The organism is uncultured Campylobacter sp. (assembly GCF_938030145.1).
In the GTDB taxonomy this organism is placed as follows: Bacteria; Campylobacterota; Campylobacteria; order Campylobacterales; family Campylobacteraceae; genus Campylobacter_B.
The window spans coordinates 43,364-62,510 of record NZ_CALHGM010000034.1 but is presented as its reverse complement, the minus strand read 5'-3'; the positions used below and the strand labels follow the sequence as shown (position 1 = coordinate 62,510).

Below are 19,147 nucleotides of genomic sequence, written 5' to 3'. Positions count from 1 at the left end.
GCACTCCTATGCCATTGCAACGGTGCTGTGAGATTTTGCAGCGCTCTGCAATGCCTTATATGCGGCGATATTTTAGCTACACGCCGCTAAAATGATATGTGCCGCGTTTTAGATACGTCTAAAGCGCGGTGATTTATTATTAATTAACGATTAAGTGGTGTAATTTTTAGTTACCGCTTGATCTCGCGAATTTCGTATCTCACCGCGAATTTGCAGTTTTGCCGTTTTATCCTTTAATTTAAAAGCTTTATATGAGTTTGCTTTTTACCTTAAATTCTGACTTGCCACTCAAAATTTAAGCGCAGAATTCTAAAACTTTAAAATTTTTTAGCTCTCCTTCTTAAACGCTTACAAGATAAAATTTTGCTGTGGCGTCATATTTTTAATGTGATAAAATTCTATTGCCAAACAGAATCCTAGCTGTGGAATTTTTACAGCTTAGCCTTTATCAATGTTTTTATTTGGCGATACGGCTTGGAATTAGAGCTGAAATTTCATAGCCTCACTCATTAAATTTAACGCGGCTTAATCTAAGCTTTGCTAAATTTCGCCTAAAATCCATGGAAAGGAAAACGATGAAAAATTTAGCTCGTATTTTTTTAATTGCGTTCATTTTGACGAGCTTCTCTAGCGCTTTTGCTGCGCAGCAAAGCCACAAATCTACCGCCGCGCAGCAAAACCATAAATCTAAAATTTCATCTCAGAATTTACGAGCCAAAGATCATCCGAGTAAAAATACTTCGGTGAAATCCTCTACCGAGCCGCATGCTAAAAAATCTGCAAATGCTAAAAGCCTTTCAAAATCCAAGCTCACAAAAAATACGCGTGCGTCTAGGAATTTCGCTAAAAATTTCACGCAAAAAAGTGCGAAAAATTTTACTAAAAATCCCGGGCAAAATTCCGCATCGCATTCTGCGAGAAATAAAGCATCTAGGCGCTCAGCTAATCAATCAAGCAGTCAAAATAGAGCTAGTAAGAGTCTAGTCGCGACGCTGATGCGTTTGCCAAAGATCCGTATCTATGAGGACGAGGCGCCAAGCGCCCGCGATACGGAGCAAACTTACAGAGGCGCAGATATGCGGAGAAGCGCAAGCGCGCAAACTCACGGAGGTGCAGATGATCAGACCGGCAAAATTGTAGACGCACAAGCTCGCAAATTAACGACGACTCAAATTGCACAGCCGCAAGCTCGCTACGGCTATAGTGCAACTCGTTCTGGCGCTATGGGGCATACAGCTGCATCTCATTCGAGCGCCACGAAGTATACGGCTCGTCAAAATGCCCGCGCGCCCTATCTTCCCACATCTGCTCGCTCTAGCCGTGCGATAGGGCGCTCTGGCGGTAGCACGCTTGGTAGGATGCCGTCGCCAAAGCGGGGTAATGCGCTAGGGCAAGGTGCTGCGATGCGTTATGATGAGCGTTGGGCGAAGCCCGCTCCACAGCCTTACGAGCCTGCGCCTGAGACCGAGAAAAAGCGCGGGCTGATATTTTCGTCGCAGTGGGGCCCCGCAGCGCCGAAAAGCAAGTGGCAGCAGCACGAAGCCCCGACGGATGACGCTTCGTCGCGCAATGAGTCGGTGATGGATATGCTGCAGGACAAGATGAGCAGGGTCAAGGTGAATATGGAGCTAGTGCGCTAGCCTAGGCGGCACGCCGGCGCAATTTATATGCGTAGGCGGTTTAAATTTTACTGCCTCTGTAAGAACGGCGCTTGCATTGCAAAAACACGAACGCTGATGTTTTTTCGGCTTTGTCGCCGTGCGAAACAATGCTCCCTACTGCTGCAATTAAAAATAAAATTTTCATATTTCATTCACGGGCTTTGAAATTTCACGGCTGCATGCCGCGCTGCTAGGATAAACCGGACTGCACTCGTTTTGCACGAGCAGGCACTGCGACGATACTGCTGTTAAAATTTCACCGAAATTTCAAGAGCTTAATTTCGTAATTTTATGTCGAGGACTTCGCCCACCTGCTAAATTCGCAGAATTTTGCTTAGCTGCGTGGTTTATTAAATTTCGCTTGCCATCAAATTTTGAGAGTTTCATTTGTCGCCGGAATTTTTAGAATTTTATTAAATGACGGAATTTTATAGAGCTCTATTCGCTCAAATTCCGCGGCGAAATGAAATTTTTTGCAAGCGCGAAAGCAAAATTTAGCGGGTGAAATTTTGCAGGCGAAATTCTATGGCGGCTGGCAAGCGCGAATTATTAAATTTTAACCCCGTTTTGAATAAAATAGCGCAAAAAATTCTAAAGGCTTAAATTTGAAAAATCGCTATCCGACCCGCCAAATCTTCGTCGGCTCCGTCAAAATTGGCGGCGACGCGCCCATCTCCGTGCAGTCGATGAGCTTTTCTAAAACGAAGGACGTGGAGGGCACGCTAGAGCAGATTAACCGCCTGTATTTCGCGGGCTGCGACATCGTGCGCTGCGCCGTACTCGATAAAGCGGACGCGGACGCGCTCGCACGTATCAAAAAAAGCTCGCCGCTTCCCATCGTAGCGGACATCCATTTTAATTTTCGCTTGGCGCTGCAGGTTGCGGAGTTTGTCGATGCTATCCGCATCAATCCGGGCAATATCGGCGGCAAGGACCGCATTAAAGAGGTCGTGCGCGCGTGCAAAGCTCGCAGCTTGCCTATCCGCATCGGCGTAAATTTGGGCTCGCTAGAGGAGCAGTTTGAGCAAAAATACGGTCGCAGCGTGGAGGCGATGGTACAAAGCGCGCTGTATAACGCCGCGCTGCTTGAGGATGAGGACTTTAGCGATATCGCGATCTCGCTTAAGACTTCGGACGCGCCGAGCACGGTGGCTGCGTATCGCGCGCTGCGCCCGCTATGCGAATATCCTTTTCATCTGGGCGTAACCGAGGCCGGGACGAAATTTCACGCGAGCATCAAAAGCGCGATAGCGCTGGGCGCGCTTCTGATGGAGGGGATCGGCGATACGATGCGCGTGAGCATCACGGGCGAGCTTGAGGAGGAGATCCGCGTCGCGCGCGCGATCCTACAGGACGCGGGCGTGCAAAAAAGCGGCGTCAATATCATCTCGTGCCCTACCTGCGGGCGTTTGCAAAGCGATCTGTTAAGCGCGATCAAAATCGTCGAAGAAAAAACCGCGCATATAAAAACGCCGCTAAATATCAGCGTCATGGGCTGCGTCGTAAATGCCATCGGCGAGGCGAAGGGCGCGGACGTGGCGATCGCGTTCGGCAACGGGCGCGGCATCGTGATACGCCACGGCGAAGTGGTCGCCAAACTCGAGGAGAGCAAGCTCGTGGAGCGGTTTTTGCAAGAGGTCGAGGACGAGGTGCGGATTCGCGAAGGAGCGTGAGAGCTGCGGGGCGCCTAGCCGGTTAAAGCGGTTAAAAGCCGCTACGGCGCGTGGCTTAGTCCTGCGCTTTCGTGTTTCGTCGCGCTGGGCTCACTGCGGTTCGTCTAGGTTTATCGGTACAGCGCGTCTGAGGCGTGAAATTTTAAAATTTCATCTTTAGGGCAACGTTTTTAAATTTGAGCTTTTGAGAGTGCGGCTTGGAATTTTAGTTTGGAATTTCAGGTTTAAAATTTTAGCTCTAGGATTTCGTTTTGGAATTTTGGGTTTGAAATTTTAACTTTGCAATTCGCCGTGAAATTTTATTTTAAAATTTGAGCCTCGCGATTCGGTGCTAAATTTGCGGCGTGAAATTTCGATACGTAAAATTTTAAACCATAGAGCTCAGCGGCGTAAAATTTCAAGGCACGGCGCGGAAGTCGAGCCGCATTAAATTTAGCGCGATTTATCGCGATAGACGCACTGTTTTGCGAAACAGCGGGCGAGCGTTAAATTTAAATGCCACGGCATTCGGCTCATTGTTTAAGGAGTTTGAAAAATTTCAAATCGCGACGCTCGGTTTAAATTTAGAAAGGTTCGCTCGCTGTAGCTCGGGCGCAAAATTTAATGCCCGAGCTTTAAGGCGCCAAATTTTTAATGGGCGGGCTTAAAATTTTAAAGAATTATAAGCCCTAGCGAAATTTCAAGCTCTATGAAATTTCAAAATTTTAAATCCGCTGCCGCAGCCTTTGGGTGTAGCCTTAAAGTTGCCGCGGTATATGCGGCATAAGAGTTCAGCGGCTTAAAATTACGCGGCTTTCGGAAGCGCGAAATTTTCAAAGCCGCGATAGTTCTAAGGTCTCGTGACGAGCGCTTAAAGCTGCATCAGTTTTCGAAAGCGCTGGACCAGGGCTGCGGATTTAAATTTACGATTTTATAGAGCTTAAAATTTAGACGCGCAAAAGCGCGCGAAACGAGGGGAAGCGATGGCAACGAAGCAGAATGTGCCTGCAAATTTATACGATTTGGATATGGAGCGCGCGATTTTAAGCTCGCTTTTGCAAAACGAGGACGAATACGGCGAGCTGAGCGAGATAATCTCGGTCGGCGATTTTTTCTACAAGCCGCACGCCGACATCTACGAGGCGATCGTCAAATGCTCCTCACACAACGAGCCGATCGCGCCGAGCTTCGTTAAAAAATGGCTAGCCGAGCGCTACGACGATGGCGCATTTACCGAGGTCGTAGCCACTAGCGGCGTGGTCGATGCCCCAAAATACGCGCTCGAGCTGCGCGAAAAATCGATCAAACGCTCGCTAATCAAGGTCGCGCACGAGATCCCTTCGATGGTAAACGAAGCCGTGCGTAGCAAGGACACCGCCGATAAGATCAGCTCCAAAATTTACGAGCTTATCGACGAGGAGCGCCACGGCGGCATCAAAAAATCACACGAGATCATCGCTGACGTAGTAGAGGAGCTGAAGCGCCAAAAGGCACTCGCAGGCTCGGAGCTCGTGGGGCTGGATACGGGCTTTCGCTTCCTAAATGACTGCACGAAGGGGCTAAAGCCCGGCGAGCTAATCATCATCGCCGCCCGCCCCGGCATGGGCAAGACCGCCTTTGCGCTAAATTTAATGATGAAAACGCTGCAAAGCGGCAAAGGCGTCGTATTTTTCTCGCTAGAGATGCCATCCGTGCAGCTGATGTATCGCATACTAAGCGCGCTTAGCTCGATCCCGCTAAGCGACATAATGAGCGCCAAGCTCAGCGACGACGACTGGACGCGCTTCAACGACGCCTGCGACGCGGTGCTGAATATGCCTCTTTTCGTCTATGACAGCGGCTATGTAAACATCCACCAAGTCCGCACCCAGCTGCGCAAACTCAAAGCCGCGGACGCCAATATCGAGCTTTGCGTGATCGATTACATCGGACTTATGACGAGCACGAGCAACTACTCCGAGCGCCACCTGCAAATCGCCGAAATTTCGCGCGGGCTTAAGCTCTTAGCACGCGAGCTCAACATCCCGATCATTGCACTATCGCAGCTAAACCGCTCGCTTGAGGCGCGCTCGAACAAACGCCCGATGCTAAGCGATCTGCGCGAAAGCGGCGCGATTGAGCAGGACGCCGACATCATACTTTTCGTCTATCGCGACGAGGTTTATAAAGAGCAGATGGAGCGCGAGCGCATTTCGCGGCTGGAGGCCGAGGGTAAGGACGCGGGCGAGCCCGTGTTTAGGCGTAATGACTATCAGGAAAAGGCCGAAATCATCGTCGGAAAAAACCGCTCGGGCGAGGCGGGCAGGACGATCGAGGTGGGCTTTCAGGGCAGATTTACCCGCTTCGTCGATACGAGCTTCGGCGGCGAGCCCAGCGAGAGTGCGATCTTTAACGAAAACGACAATCTCGACTACGTCTCGCAGCTGCAAGATCAGGGCTTCGAGGAGCCTGCTGCGCCGCGCCTCGATACGGCGCAGAATTTGCAGCAAAATTTAACGCAGAATTTTAATGAAGCGCAAAATTTTAACGAAGCGCAAAACAGCAGCGTAAGCTTAAATGAAAGATCCGCTAGCGCCCGAAATTCCGGAGTAAATATAGATTTTGATGAGATGCCTAGCTTTGGCGAAAGCGACGAGGAGATAGACGGCGAGTCTAAATTTAGCGCAGAGCAGGGCTTAGCAGAGGTGCGTCGTGCGGCACAGAACGCACCGCAAAAGCAAGAATTTCAGGGGCAAAATTTAGATGATACGAGAGCGGGCGTCGTCGCGCCTCAAACAGAGGGCGCGCATAAAAATTTAACGGGCACTCCGCAGGGCGTAAAAGACACATCGCGGGGCGCAAAAGGCGCGCGGCAAGATGCAAAAGGCGTATCGCAAGGCGCAAAGAACACGCAGCAAGTGAACGCTGCGTATTTTGAAAGCGGCGAGGGCGATGAACTGCCTTTTGAGGCGCAAGAGGATGAGGCAAAATTTAAACCCGCGCCGCCTTTAAATATCGAAGAGATGGGCATTCCAAAGATCAATGAGGCAAACAGGCTCGATGATGACGACGCGCCGCTGGATCTGTGAAATAGCGCTTAGGCTAGCGCTGATCGTTAGCGTTTTTTGTTTCGCACTTTACGCGCAGGATTGGGACGACGTGGGCTTTTGCGCGCTGGCGGCGTTTTGGGCTTACGCGCTATTTTGGGTGCTATTTAGCTTTTTTTACGAGGCGAAGCAGCGCGCCAATGCGGCGCTATTTCGCAGCGGCGGGACTTTGATTAAAATTTTTAGAGGCAGGCTGATAAGCGGGGTTTTTGCCTGCGCGGGCGCGATTATCTTAAGCGCCACTTTGGCGCTAGGCATAGCCGATCTGCGCGGCGCGGAGCTATTCGTGACGCTCGCGGCGCTGCCTGCAGCTCTTGCTCTGATGCGTCTGGTGGTGCTTAAGCTTAGCCTAAAAGAGATTAAAAATCCTAGAATTTTATCGCTCAAACTTAGTATTTTGCTGCTCGCCGCGCTTGCCGTAGCGGTAAATTTCGCTCTAAATTTAGCCTATTTGCGGCTTGCGGACGCTGCGGATCCAGTTGCGCACTCTTTAAATTCTGCGATAAATTTTACCCCGCCCGCCCGCAACGCCGCATCCATGGGAAATTTCGCGACAAACGACGCTTCCGCACCCGTCGGAAATTTTGCAACAGATAATTCCGCTAAGAATTTCACGGCGAACAACGTCGCCATGGTTGTGCGAAATTCCGAGGCGAATAGCATTATCAAGCCCGCGCCGAACGCCGCTAAAAATCTCACCGCTTCGCCCGCAAATTTTAAAGCGGGCTCCGTCAGGGCGGTGCAGGTCTCGGCTGAAAATTCTAAGGCAAATACTGCCGCTGCGCTGCAAATCAACGCTAAAAATTCTACGACTAGCCCCGCCGCAGCGAAAAATTTAGCCCAAAATCCCGCCGCACCGAGTATGGCTGCTGATAGTTCCGCCAAAAATTCTGCGACAAACTCCGCATCGGTAGCCGAAATTTTTGAAATTTTAAAATCTACCGCGCCGCAAGCGCACTTCAAATCCGCCCTGTTAAATGAAATTTACGCTTTGAAATTTTACAAAAACGCGCTGTTTGAGCTGGCGCTGTCGCAGAGCCCTAGCGCGCTAAAAATCGCTCTTTTGTTTCTGATCTGCGCGGGAGATTTCCTCTTTTACTGCGCGATCTTGCATCTTTGCGCCTTCGTGCTTTTTATGCCGCGAGCCGCAGCCGCGCCCAAAATAGGGCGCTTTAGCGGCACGATATTTGCGCTTGCCTACGTCACGCTGTGTCTGATCTGCGCCGCGCAGACGCGCACGGCAGGCAGCGGAGCGGAGGGCACACATCCTAAAAGCGCGGTCGAAACGAGCGTGCAGATCGTGCTGCAAAGCGGCGAGCGGCTGATCTTAAGCGCGCGCGAGGCGGACGTTCTAAGAGGCGAGCTAAACGCTACGCGCTTCGCCGCGGAGGCAAACGCCGCATCTGCGCTGAATAGCTACATCGACGCCGTTTACGACGAGGGCGCGAGGCTCAGCGCGCAGAAAATGGCGGATTTCAATTACTCGTTTCTGAGCGATTATCTGGTGCTGTGGCACGGCGTGTGGGACGATGACGCGGGGGCGTATCTGAATGAGAAATTCGCGGGCTTCGTAAGCGAAAGCTTTCCGAAAGATTTTGGTGAAAACATCGCTAAAATCGCTGCGGCAAACGTCAAAAATTATGAGAGCTCGCTAAATTTTACGCTCAAAAAATACGGCGCGAAAGTCGATCTTAACGTCACGCAGAGCTTCAGCCTAAAAAGCAAGGCGTATCGCGCGAGCGGGACGGGGCTAGGGGCGCTGGGTGGCGTGCTGGGCGCAAAGCTGATAAGCAAGAGCCTCGCTAAAACTGCGGCCAAGACGGGCGCGAAGACCCTTACCAAGGCGGGCGCCAGCGCGACTAGCGGTAGTGCGGGGCTCGTGTGCGGTCCGGGCGCGGTGGTGTGCGTGCCTGCGTTTGCCGTGGCTACGTGGTTTGGGCTGGATTTTGCGTTTGCTAAGGGCGACGAGGCGCTGAACCGAGAGGAGTTTGAAGCTGCGATCGTGCGCGATATGATGGCGGCGAAAGAGGAGCTAAAGCGCGCGCTGGCGGAGGATTTCAACGCGACGATAGATGAAATTTCGAGTAAAATTTTAAATTTAGACGGGAAGTAGGGCGGCGGATTATGCCCGCGCAACTTAGATTCATTGCGAGCGAAATTTTACGGCGGATTATGGAGTTTTCGTGCGTAGCGGGCGGCTAAATTTTAAAATTTCATCTAAGCGCAGGCGGGTGGGATTACGGCGCACTTATTGCACCGCCGTGCCTCTTAAATTTTAAGAAGCAGCTAAAAATTTTTAAATATAATCGTCGCTTAAAACAAGGAGTACTAATGAAAAAATTCTATCTTAAAATTTATATACTCACGTTTATGGTGGCATTAATAGCCATCCCCGCTGCAGCAAAATCGCATTTGACAAGCTTGATAAAGTTAGAGGATTTTAATAACGAAGAGCAAAGGATGCTTTTTAAATCCTGCGATTACGGTGATGGAAAATATAGCTCGTGCAATAAACTCGTTGAAATTTTATCTAAAGAGTGCGACGACGATAGGCGTTATTTAAGTTGCGAATTAAATGCGCTTCTTTTATTGACATTAAATAGAGACGAAGAAGCTATAAATTATCTTGTTAAAAGTTGCGATGCAAATTTAATGACGAGTTGCTTATGCCTTAATTGGGAAGATCTGTATTTCACCGGAAATACAGATAGAGTTTTAAAGAGCTTTAAAAAAATATGTAGTATGGATTCGGAATCTGCACATGAGTATTGCGGATTTTACGATGAACTTAAAATTTGTATGGAAGATAAAGAGTGCAATCCAAGAGGAAAAATGAAAGAAATTTATAATAAACTATATGGGGAGTTGAAATGACAAGGCTATGCTTTATATTTTATTCTATGATATTTTTAGCTTCTATCGCAATAGCGGATAAGCCTACGGCTGAAGAGGAAAATCTTTACAACGAATGCGATAAAGGAAACGGTAAATATAGCTCATGCACTAAGCTGATAAAAATTTTATCTAAAAAATGTGATGGCGGAGATATGATCGGGTGCGCCGATGTGGGTTATATTATGGGCTTTGAACTGGGTATGCGCGAAGCCTCGGTTGCGCCATTAGATAAATCTTGTAAGGCAGGCGTAGCCGAGTCCTGCTACAATCTGGGAATATTTGACATTATGAGAAGAGGCAATATCGAAAGGGCTTTTAGTAACTATGTTATAGCTTGCGAAAAATTTAATGATGAGAAAAAACTACTTAAGTTAAAATCTTGCGAACTAAGAGAAGCTCTAGACGACTGTTTGCGCGACAGCAAAGATCGCGATCCTGTAAAATGTGCTAGAAAGGCATACGGGAAAATTTATCAAAAATACCATGAAAATGAAAATTCAACCAAGGAGTAAAAGATGGCAAATCCAAAGAGGGGGAAAGAGCGATAATGAAAGAATTCTATCCCGTAATTTTGGCGCCTTTAATAACGCAAGCCTCGGCAGAGCGTAACCAAAGCGCAGCCGCTAGCAAAGAGATAAAATTTACGTCGTTTTCTGATTTAAATTTATATTGTTTACGAAGGCTGAAATGAAAGCGCTATTTTTTATACTCGCGTCGGTTCTGTTTTTAAAGGCTGAGAGCGTAAGCGAAATTTATTCTCTAGGGGCGCCTGCGTGCGATATTTACGATTTAAATTTAAAGAAATGCAGTAGCGGTGACGGCGAAGCATGTTATTTGGCGGCTTTAATTCTAAATAATAAATCTTGCGCACGAAAAAACGATGATTTGGCATTGGAATTTTTTGAAAAATCATGCAGTTTGGGATATGCCAAAGGCTGCATTTTTATGGGACAAGCGTATTCGCTTACTTCTTTGGACGAAAAACACGCGAAAATCAAGACATATTACGAAAGAGCTTGCGAGCTGGACGCGAAATTTTGTGATGACTACGGGCTTTTATATTTTTATGGTGAAGGCGTAAAAAAAGACGAGCTTGTGGCAAAAGAGTATTTTAAAAAATCCTGCGATGCGGGAAATCCCGCAGGATGCGGGCACTTTGCCACATCGTTAAACAGAGAGAATGAGAATATAAATGAGGTTATGAAATTTTATGAAATCGGCTGCAACGGAGAGCATTACCCTTCGTGCTACGCTTACGGATTGCTATTGTGGGCTAAAGTAGATAAAAATGAAGGCAAAAATTTTTGTAAAAAGGCTTGCGACAGGGGTAATGTAAAGGAGGCGTGCAAATGGGTGCTTGATATGAGCGAGGAGGAGAAAGAGCAAATTTTATATTTAAGGCGGTATTTGCAGCTGGGCTGCAAAGACGGCGACACGCAAATGTGCAAGGATTTAGGAAAAATAGGGAATTAGGGTAGAATTTTAAATACTAAATTACCCCACTTGCAAGCTCATGAAATTCGGACTTTAAAATTTAATCTTAATTGGGCTATAATCTTAGAATTAATATTCAAAAAGGAGTTTTTATGCAAACACAAAATAATTTTATAAACCGCGAGCTAAGCTGGCTGCGCTTCAATACCCGCGTGCTGGAACAATGCAAAAAGGATATCCCGCTAATTGAAAAATTAAAATTTCTAGCGATTTACAGCACGAATTTAGACGAATTTTATATGATCCGCGTGGCGGGCTTGAAGCAGCTTTTCACCGCCGGCGTTATAACCAGCGGAGATGACGAGATGACGCCTCTCGAGCAGCTACGCGCGATCCGCTCCTATCTAAGAAACGAACAAACCGAGCTTGAGCAGCAGTATTTCGGCATACAAAAGGAGCTTTGCAAAAACGGGCTTTTTATCAAAAGCTACGACGAGCTGCAGCCCGAGCTAAAGCCCGCAGCGGACGAGTTTTTCTTCTCGCAGATAATGCCCGTCATCGTCCCGATCGCAGTCGATGCGACCCATCCATTCCCGCATTTAAATAATCTCAGCTTCTCCCTCGCAGTCAAGCTCTGCGACGAGGGCGCGCCCGAGTCGGTGCATTTTGGGATGATTAGAATTCCGCGCGTGATCCCGCGCTTCGTGCAGGTCGCGCAAAACACCTACGTGCCGATCGGCACCATCGTAAAACGCCACGCGGAGGAAATTTTCCCGGGCTATAAGCTCATCAGCTCCGCAGCTTTCCGCGTCACGCGAAACGCCGACATCGTGATCGAAGAGGAGGAAGCGGACGATTTTATGATGATCCTGGAAGCGGGGCTTAAGCTGCGCCGTAAAGGGGCTTTCGTGCGGCTTCAGATCGAGAAAGACGCCGATGCCGAACTGCTGGAATTTCTAAATTCCCATCTTAAAATTTTTTACAAAGATATATATGAATGCGCCGTGCCGCTTACGCTGGACGGGCTTTGGGAGATCGCTTCCAATAAGGATTTTTCCTTTCTAGCCCATCCTCAATATCTGCCAAAAACTCTGCCCCCCTTTAACGAAAACACCTCCGTTATGAGCGCGATGGAGAAAGAGGATATCCTGCTGATCCATCCTTACGAGAGCTTCGATCCTGTCCAAAAGCTCATCAAAGAGGCCGCCAAAGATCCAAAGGTCATCTCGATCCGTATGACGCTATATCGCGTGGAGAAAAACTCCCCGATCGTTCAAAGCCTGATCGAGGCCGCAAGCGACGGTAAGCAGGTAACGGTGATGGTCGAGCTTAAGGCGAGGTTTGATGAGGAAAACAACCTGCACTGGGCGAAGGCTCTCGAAGACGCCGGCGCGCACGTGATCTACGGCATCACGGGCTTTAAAGTCCACGCCAAGGTAACTCAGATCATCAAAAAAGAGGACGGCAAGCTAAAATTTTATATCCACCTAGGCACGGGCAACTACAACGGCTCGAGCGCTAAAATTTACACCGATGTGAGCTTTTTTACCTGCGGCGACCGCTTCGATAAGGACACGACGAATTTCTTCCACATCCTCTCGGGCTACAACAAAAACCGCAAGCTTGACAACCTCGCTATGTCGCCGATGCAGATCAAAGAGCGACTCCTGGCGATGATAAAAAACGAGGAGAAAAAAGGCTCTGCCGGCAGGATCATCGCTAAGATGAACGCTCTTGTCGACGGCGATATGATCAAGGCGCTGTATAAAGCAAGCGCCGCGGGCGTAAAGATCGATCTCATCGTGCGCGGCATCTGCTGCTTGCGCCCAGCACTTAAGGGCGTCAGCGAAAATATCCGCGTGATCTCGATCGTCGGCAAATACCTGGAGCACGCTAGAATTTTTTATTTCGCGCACGCGCAGCCCAGCCTATATATCGCGAGCGCGGATTGGATGCCGCGAAATTTAGAGCGCAGACTGGAGCTGATGAGCCCGATCTACAACGAAAATTTGCAAAACAAGCTCAAAGAAATTTTAAAACTTCAGCTAAGCGACAACGAGCTTGCATTCGAGCTGCAAAGCAGCGGCGAGTACCGAAAGATCGCGCCGAAAAAGGGCGAAGAAAAGATCGACGATCAGGAATTTTTAGAAGCTTATTTTAGTAAAATTTATAAAAATATCCGCAAACACGACGAAAGCGGCACTGCGCTAACTAAGCTTTTGAAGGAGAGTTAAGTGCGCGCCGGATTTGCGCGCTAGACCGCTTGGCATTAAGCCCGCGCGCAAGCCGAGATCATAAAATATTAGATGCAGAATTTTACACCGTGAATGCGCGAGTAGATTTACAGAAATTTCAAAGGGATTAAATGAAAAGATATCTTTATCTAGCCGTTATAGCTATGTTTTGCATGGGGGGAGTCTTTGAAGACGCGGATAAGCTCTATGAGGACGGCGATTATCCTAAAGCGATAAAAATGTGGCAGCGCAGCTGCGACGGTGGAGATACGCGAAGTTGCTATAGGCTCGGAAACTTATATCGATTCGGCAGGAACGTCACTCAAAACTATCAAAAAGCGGCGAATTTTTATCAAAAAGCCTGCGATGACGGAGATATGACCGGTTGCTATGAGCTTGCAGGACTATACTTTGAAGGCTATGGCGTTAGACAAGATTATCAAAAGGCGGCGAGCCTGCATCAAAAGGCTTGTGACGGCGGCAATATGTTTTCGTGCAATTTGCTTGCAATTTCATACGAATCTGGTATCGGCGTCCCAAGAGACAAGCACAAGGCTATGGTTTTGCGTCAAATGATTTGCGATAACGGTGATGCAGATATGTGCAATAACCTTGCATATTTATATAAAAACGGCGACAAGGTCGAGCAGGACTTGCAAAAGTCGGAGAGCTTATATAAAAAAGCGGCTGTTTTGTACCAAAAGAAGGCTCAAATAAATCAAAAGAAATGCGATGAAGGCGACTTATATGAGTGCCAGCGCCTAGCGGATCTATATATAGACGGCAGGGGCGTAGAGAAGGATTTCAAAAAGGCTGCGGATTTATACCAAAAGGCTTGTGATGGCGGCAGGGCGGCGGCGTGCTTGACTCTGGGAGACTTTTACAAAGCAGGTAATTACCAAAAAGCAGAAAGCCTATATCAAAGCGGGCTAAATTTGCTTAAAAATACTTGCGAGAGCGGGGATGCGGACTCGTGTAGTTATCTCGGGGATTTATACAAAAATGGATGGCATATTAAACAAGATAGATCCTTAGCAAAAGAATTTTACGGGAAAGCATGCGATTTAGCAGAGCAGATCGGCTGCGACGAATACAAGCAATTAAACGAAGCAGAACTCATCGATAATAAACACGGCATCGCACCGAGCGCGCCTTAATCCGTGAAGCTTGCATGCTTTCGCGCAAACAAGGCTACGCAATCAGCGAGCTATCAATTTTTTAGAATTTTAAAATTCTAAATTTTATAAATTATCTTAGGCGCAGCTTCCTAGAAATACCAATCTGCCATGATGTCAGCTATAAACTGCGCGTAGATAAAATTCCACTCACTTATGATAAAATTTTAAAATTTTTTAACTTAAAATTTCAAAATTTATTTACCCCATCATCGTTTAGTATTTCATTAAAATACTTTCAAATTTAAAGTAAAAATTTGTAATTTTAAAAAATATAAATTTAATATACAAAAGCGTAAGGCTGGGATTTCTTTAAATTAAATTAAGCGCTATAATTATAAATGATAAATAAATTCTTTTTAATTTAAATTTAAAGAATTTTTCACTAATATATCGCAGTTTTTAATAACGCATATGAGAAATAGTATTATAAAAGGATCAAAATGAGCTTACTTAGGCTTTCTGTTGCGGCTATAGGTACGCTATGTTTATGTGCAGTCACTTTAGCTGCGCAAGACGATAGCGAAGGTGGCTCCCAAAATTTAGGGCAGATCAATGTTACGGGAAACGTAGAAAGCGACCCGCTTACCAAAAAAGTCGGCGAAACCAAAAAGAGCGCCAAGCAACTTGCCAAAGAGCAAGTTAGCGATAGTAGAGATATGGTTCGTCACGAAACCGGCGTTTCAGTTGTCGAAAGCGGAAGATTCGGTGCTAGTGGTTATTCGATCCGCGGCGTGGATGAAAATCGCGTCGATATCAGTATAGATGGACTTCGCCAAGCAGAAACACTAAGCTCGCAAGGTTTTAAAGATCTATTTGAAGGATATGGAAACTTTAATAACACTAGAAACGGCGTTGAGGTTGAAAACGTAAGACAAGTAGATATCACTAAAGGTGCAGATTCGGTAAAAAGAGGCTCGGGCGCGCTAGGTGGCTCAGTAGCGTTTGAGACAAAGGATGCGAGAGATTATCTAACGGAGAAGGATTGGTATTACGGATTTAAGCGCGGGTATCAAAGTGCGGATAGACAAAACTGGCAAAGCCACGCAGCTGCAGTTCGGTTTAAGTGGTTTGATCTTTTGGCTATTCATACTGATAGAGAAGGACATGAACTAAAAAACTGGGGTTATAAAGACTATGACCCAACCGTCATCAGAAAAGTTAGGGAAAAGCCCGATCCGTATAGAATTTACAAGAAAAGCACCCTTGTCAAATTTGGTTTTCAACCCACCGATACCGATAGATTTAGCCTAGGATACGATAAGTCTAATATAAAATCAGAGGGAATAGACTGGTCGAATCAATTTGCTCTTTATAATACGCAAACCCCTTGGGGAGCATTGACTAACGATATACGACACACTAACGATAGAAGCGAAAGAAAGAATTACTCGTTTTCTTACGAAAATTTCGATGAAACGCCTTTGTGGGATAGCTTAAAATTTAGCTATAACAAGCAACATATTAAGTTAAAAGCAAGAACGGATGAGTATTGCGAGGGTGATAATTGCGCGGGAAATTCAAATCCATCCGGCCTTCATATAAATGAAGACGGAAAAATGGTAGATAAATATGGAGGGGAAGTAAAGACATGGCTAAAGTGGGGATTCATGCCTACGTTAGTAGATAGTCAGTTTGATTTTTCAGATCCGGATAATCCAAAAAACGAATCCCATATATTAGATATGAATGCATATAGCAGTTATAAACCTAATGACGATGCCTATGTCAATTGTGATGAATATGATTGCTCTAAAGGTATGACTCTTTTTGATACGAATAGCGGTACATATAAAACATATTCAATAAATAAAGTAACTACGCCTTATAGTAAAGGCAATTACGGCAAATTATCACCGGTTGGTTCGGATGAGATACTTTTACCTAGCCAAAACGGATACGTAGAAAACAACTGGAAGGATAGAGATTTAAACACCAATACTAAGCAGTTTAATCTTGACCTTACAAAAGACTTTCATATAAAAAGCACAGAACACTCTTTAAGTTACGGAGGGCTTTATAGTAAAAGCGATAAAAGTATGGTAAATAGGGCGGGTTATTCTCCTAAAAATAAACAATGGTGGGCTAAATATTTTACTGGAGTTAGAAATACTAATCCTAAGTTTCCCATATTAGGCACTTGGTATCCAGATAAATGCCAATCATATACCAATGCCTCTACCTATAATGACGCTTGCGGCCACGAAGACAATCCTTTTAGCTTCCTTATTCCAGTTGAGACCAAAACCGGAGCGCTTTATGTGGGAGATGACTTTCGTATAAACGATGTTTTGGCCTTTGATCTTAATTATAGATATGATAAGGTTAAACACAATCCATCTTATACTCCAGGCGTTACGCCAAAAATTCCAACTGATCTATTTATCGGAATGTTTGTTCCTTATACGCCGCTTCCCGGCACTCCATCTCAAAAAGAGATAAAAGCTCACAAAGATGCAAATGCAGAAGCCAACGCCGTATATTTAGCTTCTCAGAAGAGAAAATATTCGGCAAATTCATATTCTTTAGCTACAAGCATCGATCCACTTGATTTTTTCAGACTTCAACTTAAATATGCAAACGGATTTAGGGCGCCTACTTCGGACGAAATTTACTTCACTTTCCAGCATCCGGATTTTTCGATATATCCGAATTTGGATTTGAAAAAAGAAACGGCAAAGACTAAAGAGATTGCCTTTACGCTTCATAATTCGCCAAGCTTTGTTACATTGAATTTATTCCAAACGGATTATAGGAATTTTATAGATTTACAATATAAGGGGGAATTTCAGCTTCCTTATGGAAACGGTGGAAGCAGGCTGCCTACCTCTGTGTATCAAAACGTAAATCGTCCAAAAGCAAGAGTAAGAGGAATAGAGATAGATTCGAGACTGGCTTTGGATCAAATTTGGCAGCAATTGCAGGGTTTTAGCATTGGATACAAGCTAAGTATCCAAAAGGGTAGAATGGACATAGGTAATGGCAAAATAGATACCCCGATGAATGCGATCCAGCCTAGAACGGCGGTTTATAGCGTAAGCTACCAAAGCCCAGGCGATAAATTCGGCGCAGATCTATTTGTAACTGCGGTAGCTGCAAAAAAAGGAGACGACACCTATAATATGTATTGGTATGAGCAAGCGCGAAGCGGCAAAATCGTAAACGGCAAACCTGTAAGCAATAGCGAAGTGGAATGGAGAAGCGGCGCATATACCACGATAGACTTCGTAACATATGTAAAGCCGATCAAATATCTAACTCTTCGTGCAGGCGCATATAATATAACCGATCGCAAATATATCACTTGGGAAAGCGCCAGATCAATAAGGCCTTTTGGAACTAGCAATCTGATAGATCAAGAAACAGGACTTGGTATCAACCGTTTTTACTCGCCGGGTAGGAACTATAAACTGACATGGGAGTTTCAGTTTTAAAATTTAATCAAGTGTTTGACGTCTTATTAAAACAAAAGCCTTTGGAATCAAAATTTATAGATTTATTACTAAATTTAAAAAGATGGCTATAGTAAATCATTTGGTATCATTTAGATTTCCGAATTTTATGCAGCGTGTAAATTTCAAATTTTACGTGACGTGGCAGACCAAAGGCTCCTGTCTGTGATGACATCAGCTTTGTAATTTTGCAATGATGTTTGTGATCTCTTTCAAAAAATCAAGATAGCGAATTTTGGAATTTTAACTGCGGTCTATATGAAGCCTTTAGCTCGCGGAATTTCTCCGTTACTAACGTATAAGGCTCCGATCCCCGTAGCGCCATTTCACGCAATGTAGTTTTAAAAAATCTTTATTAAATAAATCCAAAGCCGCTTGGCTTAACCGCCAAAAAATAAGCGATAAAAAACCAAGCGCAGGCTTCAGGTAAAATTTTAGTGGAATTTAAAATATTTTAAATTTTGAAAATTTGTAGAATTAAAATTTAACGATAAATTTGACCGAGCGGGTCGGTCAAATTTTGATTAAATTTTAGCGCCAAGCGCGCAAAAATGTATTATTTATAAGCCTTGATCGCTTTATCAAGGATTTTCTCCGCTTCCGCGGCGCTTGCGAAGTCCTTTACTTTGACCCATTTATTCGGCTCTAAAAGCTTGTAGGTTTCGAAGAAATTTTTGATCTTATCCAGCGTCGCCTTAGGCAGATCGGCGACCCCTTTGATGCCGTCATATCGCGGATCAATCTTGCTAACCGGCACGGCAAGCAGCTTCTCGTCCATGCCGCTTTCGTCCTCCATCATCAAAACGCCGATTAGGCGGCACGGGATCACGCTGCCTGCGGCAAGCGGGTATTCGTTTAGCACCAAAACATCCGCAGGATCGCCGTCGTCAGCCAAGGTATTGGGCACGAAGCCGTAGTTTGCAGGGTAAAACATCGCGCCGTAGAGCACGCGATCTACGCAGAGCGCACCGCTTGCTTTGTCTATCTCGTATTTGATATTCGAGCCGTAAGGGATCTCGATTACCGCGTTGATTTTATCGGGGTTTGAGCCCACTTTTATCTTTGAAAGATCCATAGTTTTCCTTTATTTAGAATTTAAAATTTTGATATTTTTCACGTCTATCGTCGTTTTGGTAAAATCTTTGTCGATCTCGCCGCTAATTCGCACGAGCGTATTTTCATCCACGCTCACGCCGCGCCAAACGTCATCGTCGATCTCGACCTCGATGCTATCGCCGTTTTGATCCACAAATCTATAATGTTCATGTCTGAGTTGAGATTTTATCCTGCCGTCGATCGTGACAAAAGAATCATCTCTTAATTTAAGCGCCTCTTTGACGCTTGACGATTGAGTTTGCGCCGCGGAGCCGCTTGGCACAAACCCACCCGCAGCGAATGCGACCGCGCATAAAGCCATACTAAGTAAAAATTTTCTAACCATATCTATCCTTAAATTTTAATCTCTGCGTCCGCAAACAGATTCGGAATTTCATTAAATTTAAAAGCCGCTCATATTTAACGCTCGCATTAAATTTGCGACGCGAGCTGCTTTAAATTT

Annotated in this window: 12 protein-coding genes; 10 read left to right on the top strand and 2 right to left on the bottom strand. The window is 45.8% G+C overall.

Annotation, left to right across the window (positions count from 1 at the left end):
- Positions 1 to 575 precede the first annotated feature (575 nt).
- From Q0323_RS07845 to Q0323_RS07800, 10 genes are all read left to right on the top strand, one after another.
- Positions 576 to 1,640 carry a hypothetical protein gene (locus Q0323_RS07845; protein ID WP_298053279.1) on the top strand — a complete coding sequence of 355 codons (1,065 nt, stop codon included), beginning with the start codon at positions 576 to 578 and terminating at the stop codon, positions 1,638 to 1,640.
- A gap of 626 nt (positions 1,641 to 2,266) precedes the next feature.
- Entirely contained in the window at positions 2,267 to 3,334 is a 1,068-nt protein-coding gene (gene ispG / locus Q0323_RS07840) for a flavodoxin-dependent (E)-4-hydroxy-3-methylbut-2-enyl-diphosphate synthase (protein WP_298053276.1), read from the top strand.
- A gap of 962 nt (positions 3,335 to 4,296) precedes the next feature.
- Complete coding sequence (locus Q0323_RS07835) at positions 4,297 to 6,381, top strand: replicative DNA helicase (RefSeq protein WP_298053273.1); 2,085 nt, start codon at positions 4,297 to 4,299, stop codon at positions 6,379 to 6,381.
- The gene (locus Q0323_RS07830; RefSeq protein WP_298053271.1) at positions 6,335 to 8,512 is read left to right on the top strand and encodes a hypothetical protein; all 2,178 of its coding nucleotides are present in this window, start codon (positions 6,335 to 6,337) and stop codon (positions 8,510 to 8,512) included. The genes Q0323_RS07835 and Q0323_RS07830 overlap by 47 nt, the downstream gene beginning before the upstream one ends.
- A 218-nt stretch (positions 8,513 to 8,730) precedes the next feature.
- Positions 8,731 to 9,273 (top strand): hypothetical protein, encoded by a 543-nt coding sequence (locus tag Q0323_RS07825; RefSeq protein ID WP_298053268.1) that lies wholly within the window; start codon positions 8,731 to 8,733, stop codon positions 9,271 to 9,273.
- A complete protein-coding gene (locus Q0323_RS07820; RefSeq protein WP_297943412.1) occupies positions 9,270 to 9,806 on the top strand; it encodes a hypothetical protein in 537 nt (178 codons plus the stop codon). Before Q0323_RS07825 ends, Q0323_RS07820 begins: the two co-directional genes overlap by 4 nt.
- A 175-nt stretch (positions 9,807 to 9,981) precedes the next feature.
- Positions 9,982 to 10,767, top strand: coding sequence for a tetratricopeptide repeat protein (locus tag Q0323_RS07815; RefSeq protein ID WP_298053266.1), 786 nt, complete (start codon positions 9,982 to 9,984; stop codon positions 10,765 to 10,767).
- Positions 10,768 to 10,880: 113 nt separating this feature from the next.
- Positions 10,881 to 12,962, top strand: a complete 2,082-nt coding sequence (locus Q0323_RS07810) for an RNA degradosome polyphosphate kinase (RefSeq protein WP_298053264.1) — start codon at positions 10,881 to 10,883, stop codon at positions 12,960 to 12,962.
- Positions 12,963 to 13,093: 131 nt separating this feature from the next.
- Positions 13,094 to 14,119: an SEL1-like repeat protein gene (locus tag Q0323_RS07805; RefSeq protein ID WP_298053263.1), complete on the top strand. Its 1,026-nt coding sequence runs from the start codon at positions 13,094 to 13,096 to the stop codon at positions 14,117 to 14,119.
- 461 nt (positions 14,120 to 14,580) lie between these two features.
- Positions 14,581 to 17,571 (top strand): TonB-dependent hemoglobin/transferrin/lactoferrin family receptor, encoded by a 2,991-nt coding sequence (locus Q0323_RS07800; RefSeq protein WP_298053261.1) that lies wholly within the window; start codon positions 14,581 to 14,583, stop codon positions 17,569 to 17,571.
- Between the two features lie 574 nt (positions 17,572 to 18,145).
- Here the strand turns inward: Q0323_RS07800 and ppa are convergent.
- On the bottom strand, positions 18,146 to 18,664 hold the full coding sequence (gene ppa, locus Q0323_RS07795; protein WP_298027869.1) for an inorganic diphosphatase: 519 nt from the start codon (positions 18,662 to 18,664) through the stop codon (positions 18,146 to 18,148).
- Between the two features lie 9 nt (positions 18,665 to 18,673).
- Entirely contained in the window at positions 18,674 to 19,030 is a 357-nt protein-coding gene (locus Q0323_RS07790) for a NirD/YgiW/YdeI family stress tolerance protein (protein WP_298053259.1), read from the bottom strand.
- Positions 19,031 to 19,147: the final 117 nt, after the last annotated feature.